Source organism: Candidatus Moraniibacteriota bacterium, from assembly GCA_016699425.1.
In the GTDB taxonomy this organism is placed as follows: domain Bacteria; phylum Patescibacteriota; class Minisyncoccia; order Moranbacterales; family UBA1568; genus SSEF01.
Genome location: CP064975.1, coordinates 703,052 through 725,138, shown reverse-complemented (window position 1 = coordinate 725,138; position 22,087 = coordinate 703,052). Strand labels below are relative to the sequence as shown.

Here is a 22,087-nt window from a genome sequence, read left to right as displayed (position 1 = left end):
GATTTTTCCCGATTGTCGAGACCGTTATGTACCGCATGCTGAAGAAAATCTTTACGACGCCGCTCATGGCTCTCAGCGAGGGCGACATCCGAGGGGGTGAAGCCGAGGAATTGGGCGAAGCACTCAGGCAGCGGGTGCGGGGGACATTCGGCGGCTCACTCGCGATCCGGGTCGTGTCGGCTGGATCGAGCAATGCCGAGGAACAGGAACTGACAGCGCTCACCAATGCGTATTATGATGTCGAGCGCTTCGGTGTCCGTTTCGTCGCCTCGCCGCGGCATGCGGACATGCTCTTTGTGACGGGGCCAGTCAGCCGCAATATGGCCGATGGTCTCCGCCACAGTTATGCCGCGATGCCGACACCGAAATGGGTCGTCGCAGTCGGGGACGGAGCGATCGATGGGGGCATCTATCGTGGCTCGTACGCGGTCTATGATCGGGTGGAGGATATCGTCCCGGTGGATTTCATGATCCCTGGTGACCCACCGTCTCCAAAGCAAATACTGAAGGCATTGTTGAAAATTCTGGACACGATTGATCAAAACCGTTCGACACCTGCCTAGCGCCTATGGAATTCTTTCTCTCAGAAGATGCTTTGTTTCTCCTTATCGGACTGTTCCTCGTCGGAGCGGTCGCTTCGCTGTTGGCTGGGGCACGGATCAATGATGGCGGGCGAGTGGCGAATGCGGCGGCGCATGCCATGGCTGCGTTGGGATCGGTCGTCGGTCTCGGGATGGCGTTTCCCGTACTGTATCGGGGTCGGGGAGTAGCCTGGCTATACTCGGGGCCGTTCCCGCTCCTGGAACTTTCCTTTCGTATCGATGGGATGGGGGCTTATTTCCTCGCCCTCGCCTCACTCGTCGCGCTCTTGGCATCGGTGTATGGCTATGGTTATCTCCGACATTTCATTGGCAGTGGTCGATTGGGGTCTTTTGGTTTTTTCTACAATCTTTTCGTTGGTAGTCTCTTGCTTATCCCGATTGCGAACCAGGCACTGTTCTTCCTCTTGGTGTGGGAGCTGATGTCACTTGCATCATACTTCCTCGTTGTTTTCGAACATGAGAAAGCCGAAAATGTCCGCGCCGGATTCGTGTATTTCCTCATGACGCATTTCGGGACAGCTTTCATCATCCTCGCCTGTCTCCTCGCCTATCAGGCAACCGGATCATTTTCTTTCGATACCTGGCGTGAAGCCTTCGGGACGCTCTCGCCGACTGGCGAAGCATTCATCCTCGGGTTCGCACTCATCGGATTTGCGACCAAAGCAGGGCTCATCCCACTCCATATCTGGCTCCCCGAGGCGCATCCGGCCGCTCCATCCCATGTCTCAGCTCTCATGTCTGGCATCATGGTGAAGACAGCTCTCTTCATGCTGTTCCGATTCTTCTTTGATTTCTTCCAGGGGGCCCGTGTCGAGTGGGGGGTCACCTTCCTCATCATCGGATCCGTCTCGGCCTTGCTCGGTATCCTGTATGCAAATGCCGAGCGTGATCTGAAGCGCCTCTTGGCCTACAGCACTGTGGAGAATGTCGGTATCATCACGATTGCTTTCGGTGCGGGGTTGACGCTTTTTGCATTGGGGCAGGAGCGGGTAGCGCTGTTTGCGCTCGCGGCGGCATTGTATCACCTGCTCAATCATGCAGTTTTCAAGTCGCTCCTGTTCCTCGGAGCCGGATCAGTCGTCAGCAGGGCGGGAACGCGTAACCTGGAAGCCTATGGTGGACTCTTGCGGGTGATGCCATACACCGCCACTTTTTTTCTGGTGGGGTCGCTGGCGATCGCGGCGCTCCCACCCTTCAATGGGTTCGTCAGTGAGTGGCTCACGTTTCAAGTTCTGTTTGCTGGTGTGATCGGGTCGCCGCTCGCCGTGAAGATCGCCTTCCTCATCGCTCTCACGAGCCTCGTCTTCACCAGTGGATTAGCGGTCGCGTGTTTTGTGAAGGTCTTTGGTACGACGTTCTTGGCTCGACCACGCTCGGCGGAGGCAAAGGCGGCGAAGGAAGTCTCCTGGATCATGGTGGTGCCGATGGGTGTCCTCGCACTCCTCTCGCTAGTGCTCGGCCTCGCTTCATCTCCGGTCCTCGCCGGACTGACTGGTATCGTCGCGAGTATCGGTCTCACCAACCCGGCGACGCTCGGTTTCCCTTTCCTCGAGATCGTGGCTTCGCGACATGCATTTGCGGATGTGCTCCCGCTCGCGACCGTTGCAATTCTCCTCATAGTGATCCTCGTAGCGATCACGGTCGCAGTCCGTCTCGCGACTCGGGGGCGGTGTGTCGTCATCGGTTCGACCTGGGACTGCGGATTCCCACTCTCTGGCCGAAACGAAATCACGGCGACGAGTTTTTCGCGCTCACTCGTCACGATATTTCGGGGCATCCTCCAACCGACGAAGCAGTCAACCATCGAATATCATGACGATCAGACGCGCTATTTCTTCAAGTCGGTTTCCATCGAGACGGGGCTTCGCGATGTGTATCGTGAGCGGCTCTATCGGCCCGTGAATGCGGCACTTCATTTCCTCGCGGACCGGATTCGCCTCGTCCAGACCGGCAATGTGAATGTGTATATCCTGTACTTTGCCCTCACTTTCCTCGGTGTGCTGTTGTGGGCGACTCACTCCTGATCACACGTGTATGACTCTTCTCTTCTTTATTCTCCAAATCCTCGCGGTCCCGATCCTGGCGCCTTTGTGTATCGGCATCATCCGACGCGTGAAAGCCCGCTTGCAAGGGCGGACGGGGGCAGATATTTTCCAGCCGTATCGCGATTTCCGCAAACTCTTTGCCAAGGATGAAGTGATTTCGGCAGATGCGTCTTGGATTACTCGTTTCGCTCCGTACCTCATCTTTGCGATTACGCTCTTGCTCGGGGCGACCGTGCCCCTCGTGACGGCTGTCGCTCCGGCTGTGCCGGGCGTGCCGGAATTGGCGCTGACGGCGACGGGTGACTTCCTCGTGATCGTATATCTCCTTGCGCTCATGACATTTTTCCTCGCCCTCGCCGGGATGGATGCGGGCAGTGGCTTCGGCGGCTTTGGTTCGAGTCGGGAAATGATGGTCGCGGCGCTTGCCGAGGCAGGGCTCATCTTTTCGCTGCTACCGGCATCATTCCTCGCGGGGACGGGACACCTCCTCGATATGGTGGCCCAGCTTAGTAATCTACCGGTGACAGCCGCCTTCCCGCTCTTTGTCGCGTTTCTCGCGTTTGCGATCGCGCTCCTCGCCGAAAACGCGCGCTTCCCTGTCGACAATCCAGCCACCCATCTCGAACTGACTATGATCCACGAGGCGATGCTCCTCGAATACTCCGGCAAGCGCCTCGCGCTCATGGAATGGGCGAGTGCCAACAAGCTCCTTATCTTCATCGCATTGGGTGCCAATGTGTTCTTCCCATGGGGGGTGGCACTCGAGTACACTTCGTTCTCTGCACTCCTTGTCCCGACCCTCATTTTTATCGGGAAAGGACTTCTACTCCTGATCGCGATCGCTTTCCTGGAGTCGCTCATGTCGAAGTACCGTATCTTCCGTGTTCCGGATCTCCTTTTCACCTCTTTTGTTCTCGGTATGATCGCCGTCGTCCTGACTGTTTCTCTCACTGCCTAGGCTTATGGAATCCGATTTTCTCCAACTGACGCTCTCGCTCGATCTCATGGCCTTCGTCGCGGTTGTGCTTTTGCATCTCGTGAAAAGTACCACCTATACCCTTCGCCTCTATGCGTTGCAATCCGCGGCAGTGGCGACGATCATCATCGTGCTTGGCATCGCCGGAGATGAGCTGGGACTCGTGATAGTCGGGGTGGTAACGTTCATCGCCAAGGTCATTGTTGCACCGTACTTCTTCTTGCGACTCTTGCGTCGTTTTGGACACCTCGTTGCGAGTACGAGCTATCTCTCAACCCCGGCGACGCTGGCTGTCATGCTTGGCCTCATCGTCTTTGCGGCCTCGCAGTCCTTTGCTGCACTCTGGACGGTCTCTTCGGTGACGCCGGATGTGTTCGTCTTCAATATCGCGATGGTGTTCATCGCCATCTTCTTACTCATCAATCGCCAGGGGGCACTTGCCCAGATCATCGCTGTCTTGGCACTTGAAAACAGTGTCGTTCTCTTTGCTCTCTTCCTCGGAGTGAAGCAGACACTGGCACTGGAACTCGGTATCGTTTTTGATATCCTCGTCTGGATGGTCATCGCATACGCTTTTCTGCGTCTCGTACATCGCCAGTTCGGATCGCTTGACACGCGTGAGATGAACCGATTGATTGAAGACTAAACTGTCCATATGATTATCTTTCTCGTCCTCATTCCAGTTCTCGCGGCCGCCCTCTTCTTCCTCTTGCCGGCCAAGAAGACCCGACTCATCGAAATGGGTGTCATCGTGGCGGCGATGGTCGAGCTCGTACTCGCGTTCCGCCTCGTCGCGCGCGTGGTTGCGGAAGAAACTGTCCGAAGTGCAGGCGTCTTCGCGGTGGATGGACTTTCCGTTTACCTCATTCTCATCATCGCGCTCGTTGGTTTCTTTGTCAGTCTCTATTCCGTCGGGTATCTGCGGGCGGAAGTAACAAAGGGCATCATCGGCCCGCGTCGGGTACGCCAATTCTTCATCCTCCTCGAAATCTTCCTCTTTGCGATGTACCTCGCAGTTTCGACCGTGCATCCGGTTATCACCTGGACCGCAGTCGAAGCGACAACATTGGCGACGGCGTTCCTCATCAGTTTCTACAACAAACCGTCGGCGACCGAGGCAGCGTGGAAATACCTCATCTTGAATTCTCTCGGCCTCCTCATTGGTCTCCTCGGGACGCTATTGTTTCTTGCACTCTCAGATGATCATTCGGGCGCGACTGATTGGGCCAGTCTGGCTGCCGCGGCTGGATCGATGACGCCTGACGTCGCCAAGATCGCCTTTGTCCTCATCCTCGTCGGCTATGGGACCAAGGTGGGCCTCGCTCCGCTCCATGCCTGGCTTCCAGATGCTCATAGCAAGGCGCCGTCGCCCATCTCGGCATTGCTTTCCGGCGTACTCCTCAACGTTGCGTTGTTTGCGGTCCTTCGCTGGAAGCATATCACCGATCTCGCCTTGGGGGACACTCACTTCACGAGTGGCCTGCTTATTTTCTTCGGGACACTCTCAGTTGTGCTGGCCGCCTTCATCATCTTCGTCCAGAAAACTACAAGCGTCTCCTCGCCTACTCGAGCATCGAACACATGGGGCTCATGACGATCGGTTTCGGTCTAGGTGGTGTCGGGATCATGGCCGGGCTCTTGCACATGTTCTATCATGCTATCGCTAAGTCGATGTTGTTTCTCTTGGCGGGAAATATTTTTCTCCGGTTCAGTTCGACCAAACTCAAGAATGTGAGCGGCCTCTTCAAGGCGCTGCCCCTGACGGGACCACTTTTCTTTGCGGGCATCCTTATGCTCGCCGGATTGCCGCCGTTTGCACTCTTCGTGACGAAATTGCTCATTCTCTCTGCGGGGATCTCTTTCTCTCCCTGGCTTGTTGGAGTATTGCTCCTGGCGCTGAGTGTTATTTTCTTTGGCTTCTTCCGCATTCTGTCGGCACTGGTGTATGGACCGGTTCTGGAAGGAACTGAGCGCGGTGAAAGCAATCGGCTTACGCAGCTCCCGGTTGTACTGATGTTTGCTCTCTTGCTCGTCCTGAGTTGGCAATTGCCTGAGCCGTTGCCCGCTTTGCTCCAGTCGATTTCTCAGAATTTTTCACTCTGACCACTATGACTGATCCGATCCAACTACTCTTGCGTTTTGGCCAAGGTGGCTTCACTCCGACAGCCGAAGGTGACCGGGTGCTGTTTGAAGTGGCGGCGACCGATCTCGCGCGGGTCATTCGGACACTGAAGCACACTCACGGTCTCCCGCTGAAAACGGTGGCGGCGACCGATGAGCGAGCGGAGGGCCGGGGTTTCCGGATTTATTATGTCTTTGGTATTCCTAAGGAAGCCTGTTTCCTCGTGCCCTTTCTCTCGGTGAGCCCGGAGCGTTCAACGTTCCCATCACTGACGCCAGAAGATCAGGAATTCGCCATGTATGAGCGGGAGATCCTCACGTTCTTCGGCCTGATGCCACAGGGACATCCTCAGGCTGAGCGAATCAATCTCCATGCTGAGAATTTCCCGAAGGATATCTATCCACTCCGGAAAGATTTCCATTGGGATCAGGGTATCGTCGAACCGAAAGAAAAAGAGTGGGCGACGTTCGAGCGGTACGCCGGGGAAGGGGTGTATGAAATCCCCGTTGGTCCCGTGCATGCGGGTATCATCGAGCCAGGGCATTTCCGCTTCAGTGTGCTCGGCGAAGAGATCCTCCGACTCGAGCCACGGCTCGGCTATGTCCACAAGGGGACAGAGAAGTTATTTGAAGCATTGCCGTCTGAGAAACGGGTGGCGCTCGCGGAACGGATTTCCGGCGACAGTTCATTCCACCATGCACTTGCCTATTGCCAGGCGGTTGAGTCGTTGGCTGCGGTCACAGTACCCAAGCGTGCGCTGTATCTGCGTATGGTCCTGGCCGAATTGGAACGGCTGGCCAATCACTACAATGATCTCGCCTTCATCATGCTCGATACGGGGCTGTCCTTTGGTGGCAGTCAGGGGACGCGTCTCCGCGAGCGAGTGATGGCATGGAATGAGCGGCTCACCAGCAGTCGTTTCCTCCGGGGCAGGCTCATGCCAGGTGGCCTGACCGCGGATATCCTGGATGGTGAACTCACGCTCCTCAAGACGGACCTCATCGATCTCGAAAATGATTTCCTCTCCGTGATGGAGGCCGTCGCCGAAAGCCTCTCCCTCCTGAATCGACTGCAGGACACGGGACGGCTGGAGCGCACAGTCGGTGAAGATCATGGGATCGTCGGTATCGGGGCACGGGCGGTCGGGATCGAACGGGATGCCCGAGTAGATTTTCCTTATGCGGCCTATGACACAGTGTACTTCTCTATCCCGACAGAAACGACGGGGGATGTCTTTGCCCGGTACAAAGTGCGCGAACGTGAAGTCCACCAGTCCTTCAAGATCCTCCATCAGGCAATCGATCGGGCCGTCTCGAATCCTGGTCCGGTCGCGATCGGAATCGGGAGTCTGATGCCGAACGCTCACGCCATCGGTATCGTCGAAGGTTGGCGCGGTGATATCGTCTATTTCATCATGACGGATGCAAACGGCATGATCACCCGAGTAAAAGTGCGCGATCCATCTTTCCTGAATTGGCAGGTATTTCCCTATCTCGTAACGAACGATATAGTGCCGGATTTTCCACTTATCAACAAGAGCCTGAATCTCTCCTACTCAGGCAATGATCTGTAGGTGCGTTCATGTCGGGGAGGGACTTCCTTTTTTTCTGGAATGCGCTACACTATTGTCATCTACCACAGCTCAACGAAGGAGGTGGTTTCGTGCACGATAACGTTGTTCATTTTCCCGTAAACACCGTGACAGGTGTGCGCCACAGACTTGCTCGAGCACTTGCAAGTGATAGTGACCGATCTGAGTCGGGACATGCGGATAACCCTTTACCGCTCATTCTATTGCCAGTTGGCATATTGCTCGATTTCGGTGACCTCGCCGCTGATGTAACGTTTCGATGCTTGGGGGGGCGGGGTTGGAAGCATTCAGCAAAGGACGCGATTCCTTTTTATCGTCCCGAAGCGATGATCACAAGTTGACAATATGAAACGGCACCAATCGTAGATTGGTGCCGTAGATTTTTGTTAAACAAGATTCTCTGGTGGGCACGTCTTAGTCAAAATGGAGCAACAAAAAAACCGCCCTCGAAGGGACGGTATTTTTGTTCGTGGGAGAACGCCTTAGGCGCGGGTCACATTGACCGCGGCCGGGCCCTTCTCACCGTCGACGACTTCGAAGCTGACGACATCGCCAACCTTGAGCTCATCGAACGTCACGCCGGAGAGCTCCTTGGAGTGGAAGAACAGGTCCTTCACTTCGCCTTCGCGAGCGATGAAACCGAATCCACGATCCGTGAGCGTCTTGATAGTACCAGTCATAATGGTGCTGCTCTATGTTCAATTAGTCTAGAAAGCGGGAAACTCGACTATATTCCTCAACTTCTATGGGTCCATGATAACAGCTTTCTCTGGAAAAAGCAAGCCCCATTCTAGGCTTATCCATGCTATAGTAGGAGTACTAAATTATGCCAATGGCCAATCAATACCAGGGAAAATGCCACTGTGGAAAGGTCGCTTTCGAGGTTGAAACTGATCTCGCGTCTGTGCTCGAGTGCAATTGTTCTCACTGCAGCATGAAAGGGATGCTCCTCGCCTTTGTTCCGGGCGCTCAGTTCCGATTACTTTCTGGGGTGGATGATTTGGTGGAGTATCGCTTCAACAAGAAGACACTGCAGCACCTGTTCTGTCGGTTTTGCGGTGTCCAACCGATTGCGAAAGGGAAAGACCCAACGACGGGTGCCGAGACGGTGGCCATCAATGTCCGGACGCTCACGGATGTCGATATTGCGAAACTTACGCTGACGCCGTTTGATGGGAAGAGCTGGTAAGTCACTCTCTCAAATCTCATGTCTCGAGATCCCGCCCTGGCGGGACGAGAGGAAAATCTTGAAAAGCGAGGAAGGCTATCGAGATATCCTGACGAGCGCTGAGAGGTTTTCAGCCGAAATCTGAGTATTTTATGAGATAAGCGGTTGGTTTCTTTTATCTATCAGCGTTGAGATTTGAGAGAGTGACTAAGCGGAAGGAGGGCGAGGATTTTCGCCTCGAGTTCGGCAGGCGTGTCGGCTGTCGGGGCACCGGTCGCGATCAAGGCTGAGCGGTCGTTTAGCCCCCACGTGACCGCGATGATATCAAGGCCGGCCTTCCGACAAGCATCGATATCGCGTATCTCATCACCGATATAGACCGTATCGGCAAGGGCAAATGATTCCTTTTCGGCCGTTTCCTTCAGGATCGCGGCCTTTCCGAAGAGCGAACTCTGATAGACAAAATCGATATCGAGACCAAATTTTTCGATGAGCGCGAGGACCGTCGTTCGTTCGCTCGAAGAGATGATACCGATCCGATAACCGAAGGCTCGGAGGTGTGTGAGGGTTTCCTGGATACCGGGAAAGAGCTCGACCTCGGGGACGAGCAACCGGTATTCTGTCTGGCCCCGTTTCAAAATCCGCGGAAGGAAAACTATCCGCCAGCCGAGCCGCCGAAACATCACCTGTTTCAGATGGAGCTTCCTCAGAGCCGGAAGTTCATCTGGTCGAATGGGCGCGAGTCCAAATTCCGCTGCCAGCGTATTGTAGATGCGAAGAAAAACCGGCTCGATATCCACCAGTGTACCATCCAGGTCGAAGATGACGGTTTTGTTCATATATTTTCAGGATAGCATACCAACTATCGAGTGAAGTATTGCTCAGAGAGCTTCTTTGTGAAAAAAAGAAGACGACCACTTGTGGCGGGTCGCCATGCCTTTCGGGATTACTTACTCTGCCATTCCTCTGAGGTGAAGATGCCGATGACATATACGCCCTTGGAACCAAGGAGTCGGCCCGTCGTGAGGTGTAGGTTCACAATCTTTCTGTCGGGATGCTTGGTCTGCCAGAGATTCAATGCGGTAGCAATCTTCTCCTCGGCGTTCTGTTCCCTGTCATCCACCATTCTTACGCTGTGCCACGTGGCCATCGGTACCTCCTTTTCGTAATGGGCTGTTGCGATTTTGCAACATTGGATAATAGCACACAGCGTCCCGTCTGTCGATGCTTGGCTATTGGATACGTGTTTGGAACTGTGGATTGGGGAAAAGTCAAAAAAGATTAACACTTTTAAATATTGAGTATCTCAATGCTACACGGTGATACGTTCTAAGTTTTTCGTATCGATAGACCCTTTATAGAGAATGTGTGGAATAAAATGATAGAGGAGTGGTTTCTTTCCTTCGCTCAGGAGCTCTTCGTAATAGGCTCTCGTTTTTTGTGGTACTTCTGAGTATTGGGATATTTTTGTCGCATCGTATGGTCTAAAGTTATTTTCTTCTGATATATCTTGGAGGCTATTCTGAGTGTAGAGATAAATAACGGTGTTCTCCGCCTCAAGCATTGCTGGGTCAATTTGAAAACAGTTCATGTTAAAATCAGGCGTTCGCCCTGCTTCAATCAGTGCCTTTTTTATCTCGACTGGAGGAACGGCCGTGAGGTGTAGGACATCATTCCAAAGACAGTCGAGAAAAGGTATCTTTACCTGCAGAAGCATTTCCCTCCCCCTGTATTTTTCTTTCTCTTTTTCAAAGGTACGCGGGAGAAGAGTTTCTAATTGATTTAGAGGATAGAGAATATTTCCTTCGAGCTCTTTGGGTACTTTATGATAAAGATAGTACATAGGGTGTGCTGATACTCTAGGACGATGTTGGAGCTTATTGAGACCAGGGGAGGTGATACTTTTGACCAGGTTCGGTTTCTTTATTATCAAAAAGATAGAGGTCAGTCACTTTTATGGCGTAGAATCCATGATCGAGAATTTCTGGTCCCATATTGAAACGTTGGCAATAAGTACGATAGGCAGGGTGCTCTTCACTTATATTGGGGATGAATTCCGCTCGACCTTCAAAATAGACTCCTCTCACTGATTCGCCAATGGCGTGCTCATGGATGATGTTTCCTGAAACGTGTGGATTGAACGATATCTCCTGGCTATGGCGTCTCTCAGGTTTGGAGAGGAAGTAAAAGTTGAGGTCATTATCAAAAGAAAAATGCACCTCGCATACCCAGGGCTTACTATCCTTACAGGTGGCGAGTGACATGTGGAGCACATCGCTAATATATTCGCGAATGGTGTTTTCGATATCCATAGACTGTACATGTTGAGGTTTAAGATGGGCTAGAACTTTTTTTACTAAGAAACCTAACTTTCCTTCCGGAGCTTTCCTTTTAAAACCACAAAAAATAATACAACGTTTGCTGCCAACAGATACGCTTGGAAAGCAGCATTTTCGATATTCCAAATAGGAATTGCAGGAATGACTATTGTAGCAGTAAAGAGACCAACGAAATAGGTATAAAGCGTCTCTGTCTCGGGATACTTCCAGGCCTTTAGAACGGTCGGAATGGTTGCAAATAAATCTGCTGTAGCAGCAAATAATATTGCTAGGATAGGTTCATCAGCAAGAGTCCAAGCGCCAAGAGCGAAAAGCGATATGAGACCACAAAAGTAGTCGAATTTTGATAATTTCCAGTAGCCTTGAGAAACTAAAAGAGCAGCGACAAAAACTAAAAGTGGTCCGAAGCCAGACATAAAGATTCTGACAGTTGACCACAAATCGGAGTCTGCACTCAGAGCAGCGCCGGTGGCGATGAGAGGAGCAAATGCCCAAAGACCCCAAGTCACTAAGTTTGGCTTCGATTTACCTCTTATCATGTCGCGTATGTACGCGAATGCCCCGCTGAAACTTATAAGCGCTGACAAAATCACAAGCCAGTGAGCTGCTGATACACCAAAATATATACTGGTAGTGAGTAATGTAAACATGTTCTTACGTGTACGCTTTGTGAGTTTCTAAATGTAATTAAAGTTTGTCTTCCTAGGCTCTGGGATGAAGTTGGAGCTTTTCTACTGGATGAAGTTACTTTAGTGAAAGGCTAATGATTCTCCTCTGAGCAGAGAAAAGCCTTTCTCTATGGCTTGTATTTCTGGATCGTCGCCTTTTTTGTGTTCGGTAAAGACTTTTTGCAGCTCATCTTCTGCAACCCATTCAAATTGAGAGTGATCTTCGGGATGAAGAGTGATATTTTCTAGAGAATCGACAAACGCTGCATAATAGATGATTTCTACTGAGTGGGAGCCTTTTATCTCGTTGAGGTAGGTAAAAGTAGCAAAGGGGTCTCCGATTGTCACCTTCATGCCGAACTCCTCCATAATCTCACGCTCAAGTCCTTTGACGATGTCCTCACCGTAATCAATATGCCCACCCGGAAGCTCATAGACTCCGGGCAAGAATTTTTTGGTGTCAGCCCGTTTGGGGAGGAATACTTTTTCAATTTCATCAAAGTTGTGATGAATAAAGGCACAAGCTGTGATAACTTGCTGACCCTGGGCTGGTGTTTCGCTATCGTGTGAGATGTTTTCTGTCATAGTGGGGTTGTGATAATAGACGAGATTATGGGTGCTGGTGCTTGAAAATCATCCCGCGCGGACAAACAGCTGATGGATTTCATCTTCGCTCCCAGAGGCGAGGAAGGTGGCTTTCCAATAGTCGTATGGCGCGAATCCAATCGGGATATCCAGTGAGGCTCTCGTGTGCGGAGTATGTAATGCGGCGAGCTCGGAAAAGTTGATATTGTCGTGACAGCTCACGAGGGGAGGTACAAGGAAGGCTCTCCAGGGTTCGAGGAGAGGGAGTTTTTTTGGAAGATGGTCAAAATAGTGACCGTAGTACACCGGAGGAATGGGGTTGGTTTTACCATAGTCATGGTCGGGGTCCTTCACTTCGACAGTAAAGCCCACATTCCCGCCAAAGATTTCATGGAGCGCCTCGCCACAGCCCTCGATCTTGTCAGCGAGCTTTACTAGTTGTGATTCAATCGTGTCGACGCGCACGGCCTCTGCGAGGAGATCGTGATAGACATGTCGTCCGAGCTGATGCGGGAATATCTTGGCAGTTTTTTCGACAGCCCATGCCTCCTTTGTTTCCTGATCGGTACATTGCTGCCTGGTCATATGCCACTCGCTTGCTGATTGGTGATCGCCAGCAAATATCTCGTGATCATCGTGAACCCAGGCAAGGAGGAGTATTTTTTCTTGGTCGAGCGTCTGGCGGATATCGTCGGGGAGCATCGCGAGGAGCGCCATTGTCTGCCAACCGACGCGCTTCGAGTGCGTGGCGAGGTTGGTCCGGTAGAACATCGTGTCGTATGCACGATATCGTTTTACCGCAGATAACTTTTCCGCTCGTCCAATGAAGTCTTTAAAGTATGTCTCGTATGTTGTCATAGATGATCGGTGCTGGCCACGTCGTTCGCGAGCAACGGTGGCTGCGGCTCTGGGACGAGGTTGGAACGTATCTCCTACAGGAAACACAGGTCTTTAGAAATTGACGATTACCTCCTTATTTTCTGCGTTTATCTGGACAGGCATGCCGTAGGGCATGGGAATCTGTGGATCAGTATGGCCAAAATCTACATTTTGTACAATCGGTGCGGTTTTATTGTATTGCCGTATGATTTGCAGAGTAGCCTCTCGTTGTTTTTTTCGATACTCTTCTTTTTCTTCGCTACTTTTTTGAGTATCGAATTCCCAGGCTTTGGGCCGTCCCACGAGGAAACCCTTGATCCTTTCCAGTATTCCTCGCTCTCCTAGCGCTCTATAAACACGTCTGACATACTCCGGTGAAGGAATTTCTTCAGATGTTTCTGTTAGTAAAATGATATTCTCAAAATCTTGTAGTGATGGAATGGGAATGGCATGACGGAGTAATTCATCAATTGATTCCAGACAACCTCCCCAAGTAATGCCCGTTGCGTTTTGGTCGCCATCCCAAAACCAGCCTGCATTGGGTTCATACGACTTACTCACCTCGAGATTTTTTTGGTCGTCCCAGCTCAGGCCCTGATCACAATAGGAGTCGCTTGCCTGAATGCTAACTTCACCGCGTTGAAAGAGCGCGATTTTCAAATGCTGGGCCGTGTATTCGTTTATTTTTCCCGACTCGGCAAACTGGGTAAAAAGAGCGCCTCCATAATAGGAAGGAATTCCATGGAGCCACAGGAAATTCATAAAATGAGTGTTATCACTATATCCGAAAAATGGTTTCGGATTATCTGTGAATGGCTTCGAAGGAAGATTCTTTATATAAGTTACTTGGTCGTTACCGCCCAAGGAAGAGATGATCGCTTGTATGTTCTTATCTTCAAATGCAGCTATCAAGTCTTGAGTCCTCTCATCATTGGATGCGTCAATCTTTTTTGTGGTTGGAAATTCTACAGGTTCTAATTGAAAATTTTCCCGCAATCTTTTTAGTCCAAGTTCGTAGACATGAGGCCATTTTCCGGGAGCAGCAAATGATGGTGATAGAATAGCGACTTTGTCGCCATTGGATAATTTTTTTGTTGGGGTAAAAGTTTTCATGAAATATTTCACTGGGCTTATTGGATACGTATCAGGACTATGGACTGGAAAAAGATTTCGGAAGACATTAAACTATTTCATCAAAAATTTCTTCAGGAGATTTATTTGCGTCAAGCGTAGCAATTCCTCGGCTTGAGGCTTCTTGCTCTATTTCTTTTGCCCAATCAAGAGCATTTTGAAGTTGGTAGTCAGTTTTACCCATAGGGTTCTCTCTGCTCTCGTGTCGTAGTCTATTTGCGAGAATCTCGGGAGTCGCTTTTAGAAAATAGGTTTTATCAAAAAGATCAACCATATCAAAAGCATTGCCTGACATTCCAAAAAGATAGACGCTGTCTTGTTGTTTTAGAAAGTCTTTCAGTACCTCCCTATCCCAAAGAAATTCATGGGTATCGAGAAATTCTTTATTAGCATCAGGCGGACACCCGACTTTGTTACCGGTGCCATCAAACCAATCTGATAAGTTTTCGATGAGGTCTCCGTCGAGAGCATTGATCCCTTTCTCACGAAGCGCGGCAGAAATATATGTTTTTCCCGAACCAGAGGGGCCTAGTACTAATATTTTTGGCATATGGTATTTTGCTAGGCTTATTGGATGCGTTCGGAGCTGTTGATTGGAAAAAGATTGCGGACTAGGTTGCTCCAACTTATCTAGTCAAAGCCTCTGACACTTCGGGAAGTGAAACGCAACTCCCTTCTTTGTCGCGCTCGCCAGAAAAATGACCCATCTTGTTTTTTATAATGAGGTCTGCGCCTAACTTTTCTTTGAAAATTGTACCATATTTTAGATCTACAAAAGGATCGTTGTCTGAATGGATTGCCACGAAATGTTCCGCTCTTTGTTTTATCTTTTCAAAAAGAATAGGCGTTGTGAAGAAGTTTTTGAGTTCCTCATAGCCAAGATCATCCGTAAAGCCAGCTACTAAGATAACCTTTCCTATCTTTTGGCTATCTTTCAGCTGCTCTAGATATCTCAGGATTGTAATACATCCAGCACTATGTCCAACGAAATGGAGACTCTCATTCGGCTCTGAGGCAAGAGCCTGAAGCGTAGGCAGCCACAAAGTGAGGTTTGGAGTACCTGTTTCAGGCATTTCTGGCACGAGAACTTCGAATCCTTTTTCCTGAAGCTCTTTCTTAGTTTGCGAATACCAACAGTAGTCTGGATATCCGTCCCAACAATGTACGATGACTACTTTTTGCATAAGTTTGTGTGCTGGGGAGGATGGGAATCTTACTCGCTTCGCTCTTTGAGAACCCCTCGGTTCTCAACACTCGATGACTCGCTGCTCTCCGCCACAGGAAAACTTCCGTTTTCCCGACCCCTGCCTACCGGCAGGCAGGCCTTTCCTGTTCGCTCCCATCCGTCCCATTATAAACAATAACACCCACAAGGGGTATTTCCGTTAACAAAAGCTGGTCTTATTGGATGTGTTCAGAACTGAAGATTGGAAAGGCGTAGCTGAGGAACTAAAATTATTTTACAAGTTTGCTTAAAATCTGATAAAGCTTTTCGTAACCTCGAGCGTTTGGATGTAACCCATCTTCTAAGTCATTGTTTGTATCCAGAATCTCAAACACATCTATGAAAATAAGGTTTTCTGATAAAGACAGCTCTTTGAGGTATTTATTATACGTTTGAATAGTTTCGTTTTTAAATCTTGTCCCGCTGTCTCTTATGGTCTGATCGTTCACTTTTGTTGCCCCAACTATATAAATCTTATCCGTATAGCCTCTAGCCATCTTAAGGAGCTCTTGAATATTTTTCTGATACTTTTCAATCGTAACTTTATTGGCAGTTTCATTTGCTGGAATCTTTGAATCATTGATACCTATAGCAAACACCACTATATCTGGCTGAATTGAATTTGCTTCTATAACAAAACGTTTCAAGAGGTCTTCTGTGGTATCGCCACAGACACCAAAATTATAAACGCAATAGTCAGTAGTGAGGCGTGATCTTCGGAGTCTTCCTACCCATCCCAGACCTTCACGATCGCCTTCGCCATACGTAATGCTGTCTCCCCAAATACCGATATCCATATTTACAAGATGTTCTTTATGCTGGGGAGGATGGGATCGAACCATCGCATGGAGGCTTCAAAGGCCCCTGCCTTACCACTTGGCTACTCCCCATTAAATTCAGTTACTAGTGACTAGAAGATAGATTCTAGAGAGCTGAGCCAGTGTTCTCTCTAACCCCTAAGTTTTATAGCCTCTAGGAACTCTCTTGAACGAGCTGGCCACCGAGCATGCTTATTGCTTCATCGATGATGGCGGGGCGTTCAGCTGAGGCGGCAGGTGCCTCAGTCGCGGCATCTTTCTCCGTGGTGATGCTCCACGGCGTACGAAACCCCAAGATCGTAACAAAGGCCTGGTCGAGTGTCAATCGATTCGACTTTTGCTCCAGGCGCTCTTTGTGAAAGGGATACTTCACCTGGAGCAAGAGCTTTTCGCTTTTGATGACAGGTGTGGCCGTCGAGAGGGCGACACCGAGCGAGGCGTTCAGCCGGAGGGCATGAGTCATGATAGCGGGCCACTGGCGGAGTGCCAGCCCGAGATCGACTGGAGCATCAGTCTCGGCCCGTTCTTCCTCGGCAGAGGATAGTACTGAGGTGGGGGTCAAAGCTGACTTCTCGGGTGCGCTGGGAGCAGCTGGAGCGGGCTGGGATCGATCGGGAGTGACCACTTTCGGCTGGCTCGCGGGCGCCGCCAGAGGTGTGACTTTCGGCGCAGCTGAAGCTATGATGGGCGGCTGTTCGCTTTGGATGAGCTTCACCAGAGCGATCTCGATCGGAAGCTCCGGGAGCGGCGAGACCTTGATGAGGCGGTCGGCCTCCTGGAAACGCTCGAGGCATTCGACGATACGGCTGGAACCGAGGGTCGTGGCGAGCGTGAAGAGCTCGGCCTTTTCTTCTTTCGTGAAATCATCGATGAGTTTCTCCGCTGTTGCCCTATCGACGGATGCGAAGAGAAGCTTGCGGCAGTATTCGAGGAGCGACAGAGTGAAGCCGGCGAGCTGGGCACCGGTGTCTTTCAGTTCGGTGACGGTCGCAAAAGCACGGGTCAGATCGCGCTCAGCAACGGCCTGCATGAGAGCGTGATTGGCGGCGAGGGTTGTCGTCCCGAGGAGGAGTGCGACCCGGGCCGCATCGATGGGGGACTCCTCGAGCGTCGCGATCTGGGTGAAGAGTACTTCGGCATCGCGCATCCCGCCCTGAGCGGTACGGGCTATAAGGGTGAGAGCGTCTTTCTCGACCTTCAGTTTTTCAGCTTTGGCGATCTTTTCGAGCTTGGTCACGATCATTTCTACGGGGAAGCGACGCAGGTCGAGACGTAGGGTACGGGAAAGGATGGTTTCGGGTACTTTGGCGGCGTTGGTAGTGGCGAGGACGAAGACGACATGGGCGGGCGGTTCCTCGAGGGTCTTCAGGAGAGCATTCCAGGCACCGATGGAGAGCATGTGCGCCTCGTCAATGATATAGACTTTGTGGCTGCCGAGAACCGGGGCGCTCGTGACGGTCTCGCGGAGTTCACGGATATTGTCGACCCCGGTGTGGGAAGCAGCATCGATCTCGATGACATCGAGTGAACGGCCATCGGCCATCGCGAGACAATGCGTACACCGTCCGCAGGGTTCCGCAGATTTGTCTTTCCGACTGGAGCAGTTGAGCGCACGTGCGAAGAGGCGGGCCAAGGTCGTCTTACCGGTGCCGCGCGGTCCAGTGAAGAGATAGGCATGAGCGAGTTTCCCTGTGACGAGGCTCTGAGTGAGGACGGTGACAGCCGTTTCTTGTCCAATGACGTCTTTGAATTGGAGCGGGCGGTATTTGCGGTAGAAGGTTTCGGACATAATTCGTGTAGGGTGAAACAGTGACTCCTATTATACCGTCTTCGGGCGAGCAAAACAAAACCCCGCCGTTTGAGCGGGGCTAGGATCGAGCGGGGAGCTATTTCTTGAAGACGAAGAGCTTGTAGCCGATAAAGTTCCAGACGAGCGAGACACCGGTCGCGAAGAGCTTGGCAACATTGGCCCAGAGTTGGGGCCCGATGCCGAACGGTGCGGTAATCGCCGAGGTGATGCCAGTGAGGACGGTACCGTTCAGGATAATACCGATGACCGAAACCACAAAGAATTGTGAGAATTGGACAGTGGCTTTCTTTTCGCCCAGCCCCGCCGCTGCCTCTTTGAAGGTCCAGCGTCGATTCATATAGTAACTGTTGACGACTGCGACAGAGAACGAAATGCAATTCAGCACAAAAAGCATCGGTCCGGAATTGATGTGCGTCATGAACATAAGAATATTCAAAACGAGAAAATCAATTCCCGTATTTACTCCGCCGACGATGATGAATTTCGAGAACTGCTTTACGATGCGGACCACTCGATTTTCAGCTCCAACGACGACTGCGCTCTCGACTGTGACAACAGGAGTTTCCATGATATTGGGTGACGAAGTATAGAATAATTTATGTACTGCACTAGCGTCCTTCGGCGATCTCCTTCTCGATCGCTTCCATGTCTTTCACCCAGGCATCGAGCGGGGAGAGGTTGGCATTGGCGGTCGCGTCGGGGACGGCTGGTTCGGCTGGGACTGGAGTATCAACTGGTTTCTTTTCGGCGAGATCTTTCTTCCAGTCGGCGTTCAAGTGGCGTTCGCCGGCGGGCTTCACAATCGGGGCGGGTGCTCCGAAAGCACCTTTCTGCAGGATGTTCTCGATCGCAACCCAGGAGGCCGAGAGATCGCGGGGCATGGTGACAGCGACTTCATCACCTGGCTCAGCTCGGAAATAGGTGATGGAAGCGAGCAGGACACGAAACGGTTCACCCTCAACCACGATGTGGTAATTGCCGTTTTCGTCCTGACTCACGATGCCGATGGCATGGCGCCGGTCAATCGGTCCAATTTGTTTGTAGATGAACGAGCCATCGGGAGTGATGGTGAGCTTCAGCATGTCACCTTCGACGAGTTTGGACTTGGACGCGTAATTGGCGGGAACAGGATATTGCTTGCCATCCGTTCCGAGCATGATCTGGCCATCAAAGGTACCCTCAACCACAATCCCGAGCGCATCATCATCTGACTTCTTCGGCCGGCCAGTTTTCTTCTTTCCCTCAATCTGGAGCAGCATCGCCTTGGCTCCTTGGATGGTGCGTTCAGCGTTCAAAATCATGTCCCGGAGGGCTTGGATCTTGTTGCCATTGTCCGGAGCAGTTTGGGAATTGGGTTCGGTCGAAGAATCAGCCATACTTTTTTTGTTGTCTCTGTTTTTAGAGGGAAACTTTCTTTGGCGTTTCCCTGTCTGAAATTATACAAGACATATTTGTCAACTGCAAACTGTGATCGAGAGGAAACTGGACCGGAGAATGTCGGTTCTATTACGGCTCTTGACAAAATATGGTAATATGCGTTAATATGAGGCGTTCTCAGAAATGCTAATTACTGAAGTTTTTTATGGCTGAAAGAAGGAAACCGATCGATTCCACTCGTCTGTCAAGCACCCGCTCTGCCGAAGAGCTTTTGGGTGCTCTGTTGTCGTCTTTCCCAGAGCGTTCCGGAGTTATCACACGTGAGCGTTATGGTGTTTCTGATGGTCAGGAAAAGACCCTTGAGGAAATCGGGAAGACTCACGGCATCACGCGCGAACGAGTTCGTCAGATCGTCGATGTCATCATGAAGCGGGTCAAGGAAGTCATGGCAGAGGCAGGTGACCACATTCTCGTGAGGCGCGTCATCGAGACGGTGCAGGCGCGCGGCGGTATTCTGTCCGTGGATGATTTGCTCGCGGCCCTCGGTGGAGGGAAAGTATCAGAACAAAAATCGCTGCTTGCGCTCCTCCCGGCATTTCCCGGTGTCCAGATTAGCAAAGAGACGGCCGAGCGGAAATTGGTGGTCACAACGGATGCTTTTTCGCTGGACGAGTGGGAAGCGATGATTACGTCAGTAACGAACCTCCTTCAAAAATCTGGTGAAGTCCAGTCACTGGAAGAACTCTATTCGATGTATGTGAAGCAGTCGGGGGACACTGACCTCACGAAAGAGACGTTCGAGTCATTCATTGCGCCATCGGCTGAAATCGAGAAGAATGCTTTCGGTCGCTATGGTCTCTCGCACTGGAGTGCGGTTCGTCCGCGCGGAACTCGCGAGCGCGCCCACCTCATCCTCCAGGTAATGAAGAAGCCACTGCATTTCCGTGAGATTGCTCGTCTCATCGATGAACACGGCCTCTACAAGACCGGCAAGAAGACGCATCCACAGACGGTGCATAATGAACTCATCAAGGACCAGCGTTTCGTCTTGGTCGGACGCGGGACCTATGCGCTCTCCGATTGGGGTTTCCGTCCGGGCACGGTCCGCGAGGTACTCTCGTCCATTTTGAAGGAACACGAGACACCGATGACGCGTGAAGAACTCCTGAAGGCGGTCATGAAGGTCCGTCAAGTAAAGCGTTCGACCGTGATCATCAATCTCAACAGCTTCTTCACAAAGGTTGGGAAGAACATCTATTCTCTTTCTGACAAGCAGCGGTAACTCGGGTTCCTGAACTGAATAGTTTTGGTACGTTCCTGAGTAGCGGGACTCATCGAGAGCACTCGGGATGGGAAGGAGTTTGCTCCCGGGTGAAAACTCTTTATACTGCTAGATGAAGACAACGTTCTTCGTAATGTAGTGACACTGTCGCATGTTCGAATTTTTCCATAACATAGCCACTATCGCTTCAGTCGCAAGCGATGTTTGGTTCTATATCATTCCGTTCATTTTTTACCCGATTTTCATATTTCTCTGGATCGATAGCCGGAACAATGTGTTCGGGGGCAAGATCGAATGGGTGCTGCTCGAGATCGTCGCTCCGAAACTGCTGGAGAAGAGCCCGCATCCGATGGAGCTCATCTACTCTGGGTTTGCTGGAGTGATCAAAACATCATCGGCGTATGAAGAATTCATCCTCGGTGAATACCCGGTGAGTTTTTCGCTCGAGCTCGTGAGTGCTGAGGGCAAGGTCCATATGTTCATCCGGACGCAGAAGGCGTTTCGCAATCTGGTCGAAGCGCATTTCTATGCCCAGTACCCGGATGTCGAGATCGTGGAAGCCGAGGATTATACGAAGCAGGTGCCGCGGACCGTGCCGAACAAGGACTGGGACCTCTGGGGGACGGAGTTCAAGCTCCTCAAGCCCGATCTCTATCCAATTCGGACCTACAAATTTTTCGAGGAATCGGTGACCGGCAAGATGCTCGACCCAATGGCCGGACTGATCGAAACCATGGGGAAGCTCGGTCCGGGGCAGCATCTCTGGCTGCAATTCATCGCGACGCCGGTGAAGGAGGACTGGGGCCCGAAGAAAGGCGCGCTAACCATCGAAGAATTTCTCGGTCATGAGGAAGTCGAGCGGCCGGGAATATTTTCACGCGTTTGGCATGACCTGGCTGACGTTTTTCATAACCTGTTTTCCGGCATGATGGGGAGTGAACTGGAGTGGACCAGCCAGGAGGAGGCGGCCAAAGCCGAGGAACAGCCCGTCGAATTCCGTCTCACACCCGGACAGAAGGATATCCTGAAAGCGCTCGAGAGCAATATCGGGAAACCGATGTTCAAGATCAAAATGCGCCATGTCTATCTTGGGAAGAAGGAGCACTTTTCCAAAGCGACGGGAGTCTCGGCGTTTATCGGGGCCATCAAACAATTCAATGATCTCGCGATGAATAGCATGATACCAGACGATCTCACCAAGACCTATGCGAGCTATGTTATGGTCGAGCCGCGTCTCCGGTATCGGCAGCGCCGACTCCTCCGCCGGTATATCACGCGTGATCCCGATCCTCAGGAAAACCGGTTCATGTTTTCATCCGAAGAATTGGCAACTATCTATCACCTCCCGGATATGCAGGTGCTCGCTCCGTCGTTCTCGCGCGTCATGACGAAGCGGGGTGGCGCGCCGGGCAATTTGCCGGTACAATGATGAGCACTCTGGCCGTTCGGTAGGCCGATTTCTTTCCCTC

The 22,087-nt window shown here is 51.4% G+C and carries 25 protein-coding genes and 1 tRNA gene; 10 read left to right on the top strand and 16 right to left on the bottom strand.

What is annotated here, in order from left to right:
* Positions 1–26: 26 nt before the first annotated feature.
* From nuoB to IPJ68_03645, 7 genes are read left to right on the top strand one after another with little or no spacing between them, the layout of a single operon-like run.
* Positions 27–563: an NADH-quinone oxidoreductase subunit NuoB gene (gene nuoB / locus IPJ68_03675; GenBank protein ID QQR78157.1), complete on the top strand. Its 537-nt coding sequence runs from the start codon at positions 27–29 to the stop codon at positions 561–563.
* A gap of 5 nt (positions 564–568) precedes the next feature.
* The gene (locus tag IPJ68_03670) at positions 569–2,626 is read left to right on the top strand and encodes a hydrogenase 4 subunit B (GenBank protein QQR78156.1); all 2,058 of its coding nucleotides are present in this window, start codon (positions 569–571) and stop codon (positions 2,624–2,626) included.
* A 10-nt stretch (positions 2,627–2,636) separates the two neighbouring features.
* On the top strand, positions 2,637–3,605 hold the full coding sequence (locus tag IPJ68_03665) for an NADH-quinone oxidoreductase subunit H (GenBank protein QQR78155.1): 969 nt from the start codon (positions 2,637–2,639) through the stop codon (positions 3,603–3,605).
* Between the two features lie 4 nt (positions 3,606–3,609).
* The gene (locus tag IPJ68_03660) at positions 3,610–4,269 is read left to right on the top strand and encodes a hypothetical protein (GenBank protein ID QQR78154.1); all 660 of its coding nucleotides are present in this window, start codon (positions 3,610–3,612) and stop codon (positions 4,267–4,269) included.
* A 9-nt stretch (positions 4,270–4,278) separates the two neighbouring features.
* The gene (locus IPJ68_03655) at positions 4,279–5,217 is read left to right on the top strand and encodes a hypothetical protein (GenBank protein QQR78153.1); all 939 of its coding nucleotides are present in this window, start codon (positions 4,279–4,281) and stop codon (positions 5,215–5,217) included.
* Positions 5,205–5,726, top strand: a complete 522-nt coding sequence (locus tag IPJ68_03650) for a hypothetical protein (protein ID QQR78152.1) — start codon at positions 5,205–5,207, stop codon at positions 5,724–5,726. Before IPJ68_03655 ends, IPJ68_03650 begins: the two co-directional genes overlap by 13 nt.
* A 5-nt stretch (positions 5,727–5,731) precedes the next feature.
* Positions 5,732–7,318, top strand: coding sequence for an NADH-quinone oxidoreductase subunit C (locus IPJ68_03645; protein ID QQR78151.1), 1,587 nt, complete (start codon positions 5,732–5,734; stop codon positions 7,316–7,318).
* Between the two features lie 500 nt (positions 7,319–7,818).
* On the opposite strand, the gene IPJ68_03640 is transcribed toward IPJ68_03645, so the two are convergent.
* The gene (locus tag IPJ68_03640; GenBank protein ID QQR78150.1) at positions 7,819–8,016 is read right to left on the bottom strand and encodes a cold shock domain-containing protein; all 198 of its coding nucleotides are present in this window, start codon (positions 8,014–8,016) and stop codon (positions 7,819–7,821) included.
* A 152-nt stretch (positions 8,017–8,168) separates the two neighbouring features.
* Here IPJ68_03640 and IPJ68_03635 point away from each other — a divergent pair, with 152 nt between their 5' ends.
* The gene (locus IPJ68_03635) at positions 8,169–8,525 is read left to right on the top strand and encodes a GFA family protein (protein ID QQR79251.1); all 357 of its coding nucleotides are present in this window, start codon (positions 8,169–8,171) and stop codon (positions 8,523–8,525) included.
* Positions 8,526–8,686: 161 nt separating this feature from the next.
* Here the strand turns inward: IPJ68_03635 and IPJ68_03630 are convergent, their stop codons facing one another.
* From IPJ68_03630 to IPJ68_03560, 15 genes are all read right to left on the bottom strand, one after another.
* The gene (locus IPJ68_03630) at positions 8,687–9,343 is read right to left on the bottom strand and encodes an HAD-IA family hydrolase (GenBank protein QQR78149.1); all 657 of its coding nucleotides are present in this window, start codon (positions 9,341–9,343) and stop codon (positions 8,687–8,689) included.
* Positions 9,344–9,450: 107 nt separating this feature from the next.
* Positions 9,451–9,654, bottom strand: a complete 204-nt coding sequence (locus tag IPJ68_03625; GenBank protein QQR78148.1) for a hypothetical protein — start codon at positions 9,652–9,654, stop codon at positions 9,451–9,453.
* Between the two features lie 162 nt (positions 9,655–9,816).
* Positions 9,817–10,347, bottom strand: coding sequence for a hypothetical protein (locus IPJ68_03620; protein QQR78147.1), 531 nt, complete (start codon positions 10,345–10,347; stop codon positions 9,817–9,819).
* A 34-nt stretch (positions 10,348–10,381) separates the two neighbouring features.
* Positions 10,382–10,816 carry a pyridoxamine 5'-phosphate oxidase family protein gene (locus tag IPJ68_03615; GenBank protein QQR78146.1) on the bottom strand — a complete coding sequence of 145 codons (435 nt, stop codon included), beginning with the start codon at positions 10,814–10,816 and terminating at the stop codon, positions 10,382–10,384.
* 53 nt (positions 10,817–10,869) lie between these two features.
* The gene (locus tag IPJ68_03610) at positions 10,870–11,493 is read right to left on the bottom strand and encodes a hypothetical protein (GenBank protein QQR78145.1); all 624 of its coding nucleotides are present in this window, start codon (positions 11,491–11,493) and stop codon (positions 10,870–10,872) included.
* Positions 11,494–11,592: 99 nt separating this feature from the next.
* The gene (locus IPJ68_03605; GenBank protein QQR78144.1) at positions 11,593–12,096 is read right to left on the bottom strand and encodes an NUDIX hydrolase; all 504 of its coding nucleotides are present in this window, start codon (positions 12,094–12,096) and stop codon (positions 11,593–11,595) included.
* 48 nt (positions 12,097–12,144) lie between these two features.
* Positions 12,145–12,954 carry an HD domain-containing protein gene (locus IPJ68_03600; GenBank protein ID QQR78143.1) on the bottom strand — a complete coding sequence of 270 codons (810 nt, stop codon included), beginning with the start codon at positions 12,952–12,954 and terminating at the stop codon, positions 12,145–12,147.
* A gap of 93 nt (positions 12,955–13,047) precedes the next feature.
* Positions 13,048–14,088 (bottom strand): LD-carboxypeptidase, encoded by a 1,041-nt coding sequence (locus IPJ68_03595; protein QQR78142.1) that lies wholly within the window; start codon positions 14,086–14,088, stop codon positions 13,048–13,050.
* A gap of 67 nt (positions 14,089–14,155) precedes the next feature.
* Positions 14,156–14,656, bottom strand: coding sequence for an AAA family ATPase (locus tag IPJ68_03590; protein QQR78141.1), 501 nt, complete (start codon positions 14,654–14,656; stop codon positions 14,156–14,158).
* 76 nt (positions 14,657–14,732) lie between these two features.
* Positions 14,733–15,290 carry an alpha/beta hydrolase gene (locus tag IPJ68_03585; protein ID QQR78140.1) on the bottom strand — a complete coding sequence of 186 codons (558 nt, stop codon included), beginning with the start codon at positions 15,288–15,290 and terminating at the stop codon, positions 14,733–14,735.
* A gap of 271 nt (positions 15,291–15,561) precedes the next feature.
* Positions 15,562–16,128, bottom strand: coding sequence for an SGNH/GDSL hydrolase family protein (locus IPJ68_03580; protein QQR78139.1), 567 nt, complete (start codon positions 16,126–16,128; stop codon positions 15,562–15,564).
* Between the two features lie 21 nt (positions 16,129–16,149).
* A tRNA-Gln gene (locus IPJ68_03575) sits at positions 16,150–16,221 on the bottom strand.
* Between the two features lie 82 nt (positions 16,222–16,303).
* Complete coding sequence (gene dnaX / locus IPJ68_03570) at positions 16,304–17,938, bottom strand: DNA polymerase III subunit gamma/tau (protein ID QQR78138.1); 1,635 nt, start codon at positions 17,936–17,938, stop codon at positions 16,304–16,306.
* A gap of 97 nt (positions 17,939–18,035) precedes the next feature.
* Positions 18,036–18,527, bottom strand: a complete 492-nt coding sequence (locus IPJ68_03565; protein ID QQR78137.1) for a GtrA family protein — start codon at positions 18,525–18,527, stop codon at positions 18,036–18,038.
* 40 nt (positions 18,528–18,567) lie between these two features.
* Positions 18,568–19,335: a hypothetical protein gene (locus IPJ68_03560; protein QQR78136.1), complete on the bottom strand. Its 768-nt coding sequence runs from the start codon at positions 19,333–19,335 to the stop codon at positions 18,568–18,570.
* A gap of 206 nt (positions 19,336–19,541) precedes the next feature.
* On the opposite strand from IPJ68_03560, the gene IPJ68_03555 reads away from it, so the two are divergent.
* Together IPJ68_03555 and IPJ68_03550 are read left to right on the top strand one after the other, a co-directional pair.
* Positions 19,542–20,618, top strand: coding sequence for a hypothetical protein (locus IPJ68_03555; GenBank protein QQR78135.1), 1,077 nt, complete (start codon positions 19,542–19,544; stop codon positions 20,616–20,618).
* Positions 20,619–20,769: 151 nt separating this feature from the next.
* The gene (locus IPJ68_03550) at positions 20,770–22,047 is read left to right on the top strand and encodes a hypothetical protein (GenBank protein ID QQR78134.1); all 1,278 of its coding nucleotides are present in this window, start codon (positions 20,770–20,772) and stop codon (positions 22,045–22,047) included.
* Positions 22,048–22,087 lie beyond the last annotated feature (40 nt).

Bases quoted from the DNA above. Each gene is read 5' to 3' on its own strand.
- IPJ68_03585 (QQR78140.1), bottom strand. From the start codon at position 15,290: ATGCAAAAAGTAGTCATCGTACATTGTTGGGACGGATATCCAGACTAC.
- IPJ68_03610 (QQR78145.1), bottom strand. From the start codon at position 11,493: ATGTTTACATTACTCACTACCAGTATATATTTTGGTGTATCAGCAGCT.
- IPJ68_03640 (QQR78150.1), bottom strand. From the start codon at position 8,016: ATGACTGGTACTATCAAGACGCTCACGGATCGTGGATTCGGTTTCATC.
- IPJ68_03550 (QQR78134.1), top strand. From the start codon at position 20,770: ATGTTCGAATTTTTCCATAACATAGCCACTATCGCTTCAGTCGCAAGC.
- IPJ68_03560 (QQR78136.1), bottom strand. From the start codon at position 19,335: ATGGCTGATTCTTCGACCGAACCCAATTCCCAAACTGCTCCGGACAAT.
- IPJ68_03555 (QQR78135.1), top strand. From the start codon at position 19,542: ATGGCTGAAAGAAGGAAACCGATCGATTCCACTCGTCTGTCAAGCACC.
- IPJ68_03580 (QQR78139.1), bottom strand. From the start codon at position 16,128: ATGGATATCGGTATTTGGGGAGACAGCATTACGTATGGCGAAGGCGAT.
- nuoB (QQR78157.1), top strand. From the start codon at position 27: ATGTACCGCATGCTGAAGAAAATCTTTACGACGCCGCTCATGGCTCTC.
- IPJ68_03625 (QQR78148.1), bottom strand. From the start codon at position 9,654: ATGGCCACGTGGCACAGCGTAAGAATGGTGGATGACAGGGAACAGAAC.
- IPJ68_03615 (QQR78146.1), bottom strand. From the start codon at position 10,816: ATGGATATCGAAAACACCATTCGCGAATATATTAGCGATGTGCTCCAC.
- IPJ68_03630 (QQR78149.1), bottom strand. From the start codon at position 9,343: ATGAACAAAACCGTCATCTTCGACCTGGATGGTACACTGGTGGATATC.
- IPJ68_03670 (QQR78156.1), top strand. From the start codon at position 569: ATGGAATTCTTTCTCTCAGAAGATGCTTTGTTTCTCCTTATCGGACTG.
- IPJ68_03650 (QQR78152.1), top strand. From the start codon at position 5,205: ATGGGGCTCATGACGATCGGTTTCGGTCTAGGTGGTGTCGGGATCATG.
- IPJ68_03660 (QQR78154.1), top strand. From the start codon at position 3,610: ATGGAATCCGATTTTCTCCAACTGACGCTCTCGCTCGATCTCATGGCC.
- IPJ68_03645 (QQR78151.1), top strand. From the start codon at position 5,732: ATGACTGATCCGATCCAACTACTCTTGCGTTTTGGCCAAGGTGGCTTC.
- dnaX (QQR78138.1), bottom strand. From the start codon at position 17,938: ATGTCCGAAACCTTCTACCGCAAATACCGCCCGCTCCAATTCAAAGAC.
- IPJ68_03605 (QQR78144.1), bottom strand. From the start codon at position 12,096: ATGACAGAAAACATCTCACACGATAGCGAAACACCAGCCCAGGGTCAG.
- IPJ68_03565 (QQR78137.1), bottom strand. From the start codon at position 18,527: ATGGAAACTCCTGTTGTCACAGTCGAGAGCGCAGTCGTCGTTGGAGCT.
- IPJ68_03665 (QQR78155.1), top strand. From the start codon at position 2,637: ATGACTCTTCTCTTCTTTATTCTCCAAATCCTCGCGGTCCCGATCCTG.
- IPJ68_03655 (QQR78153.1), top strand. From the start codon at position 4,279: ATGATTATCTTTCTCGTCCTCATTCCAGTTCTCGCGGCCGCCCTCTTC.
- IPJ68_03635 (QQR79251.1), top strand. From the start codon at position 8,169: ATGGCCAATCAATACCAGGGAAAATGCCACTGTGGAAAGGTCGCTTTC.
- IPJ68_03620 (QQR78147.1), bottom strand. From the start codon at position 10,347: ATGTACTATCTTTATCATAAAGTACCCAAAGAGCTCGAAGGAAATATT.
- IPJ68_03600 (QQR78143.1), bottom strand. From the start codon at position 12,954: ATGACAACATACGAGACATACTTTAAAGACTTCATTGGACGAGCGGAA.
- IPJ68_03595 (QQR78142.1), bottom strand. From the start codon at position 14,088: ATGAAAACTTTTACCCCAACAAAAAAATTATCCAATGGCGACAAAGTC.
- IPJ68_03590 (QQR78141.1), bottom strand. From the start codon at position 14,656: ATGCCAAAAATATTAGTACTAGGCCCCTCTGGTTCGGGAAAAACATAT.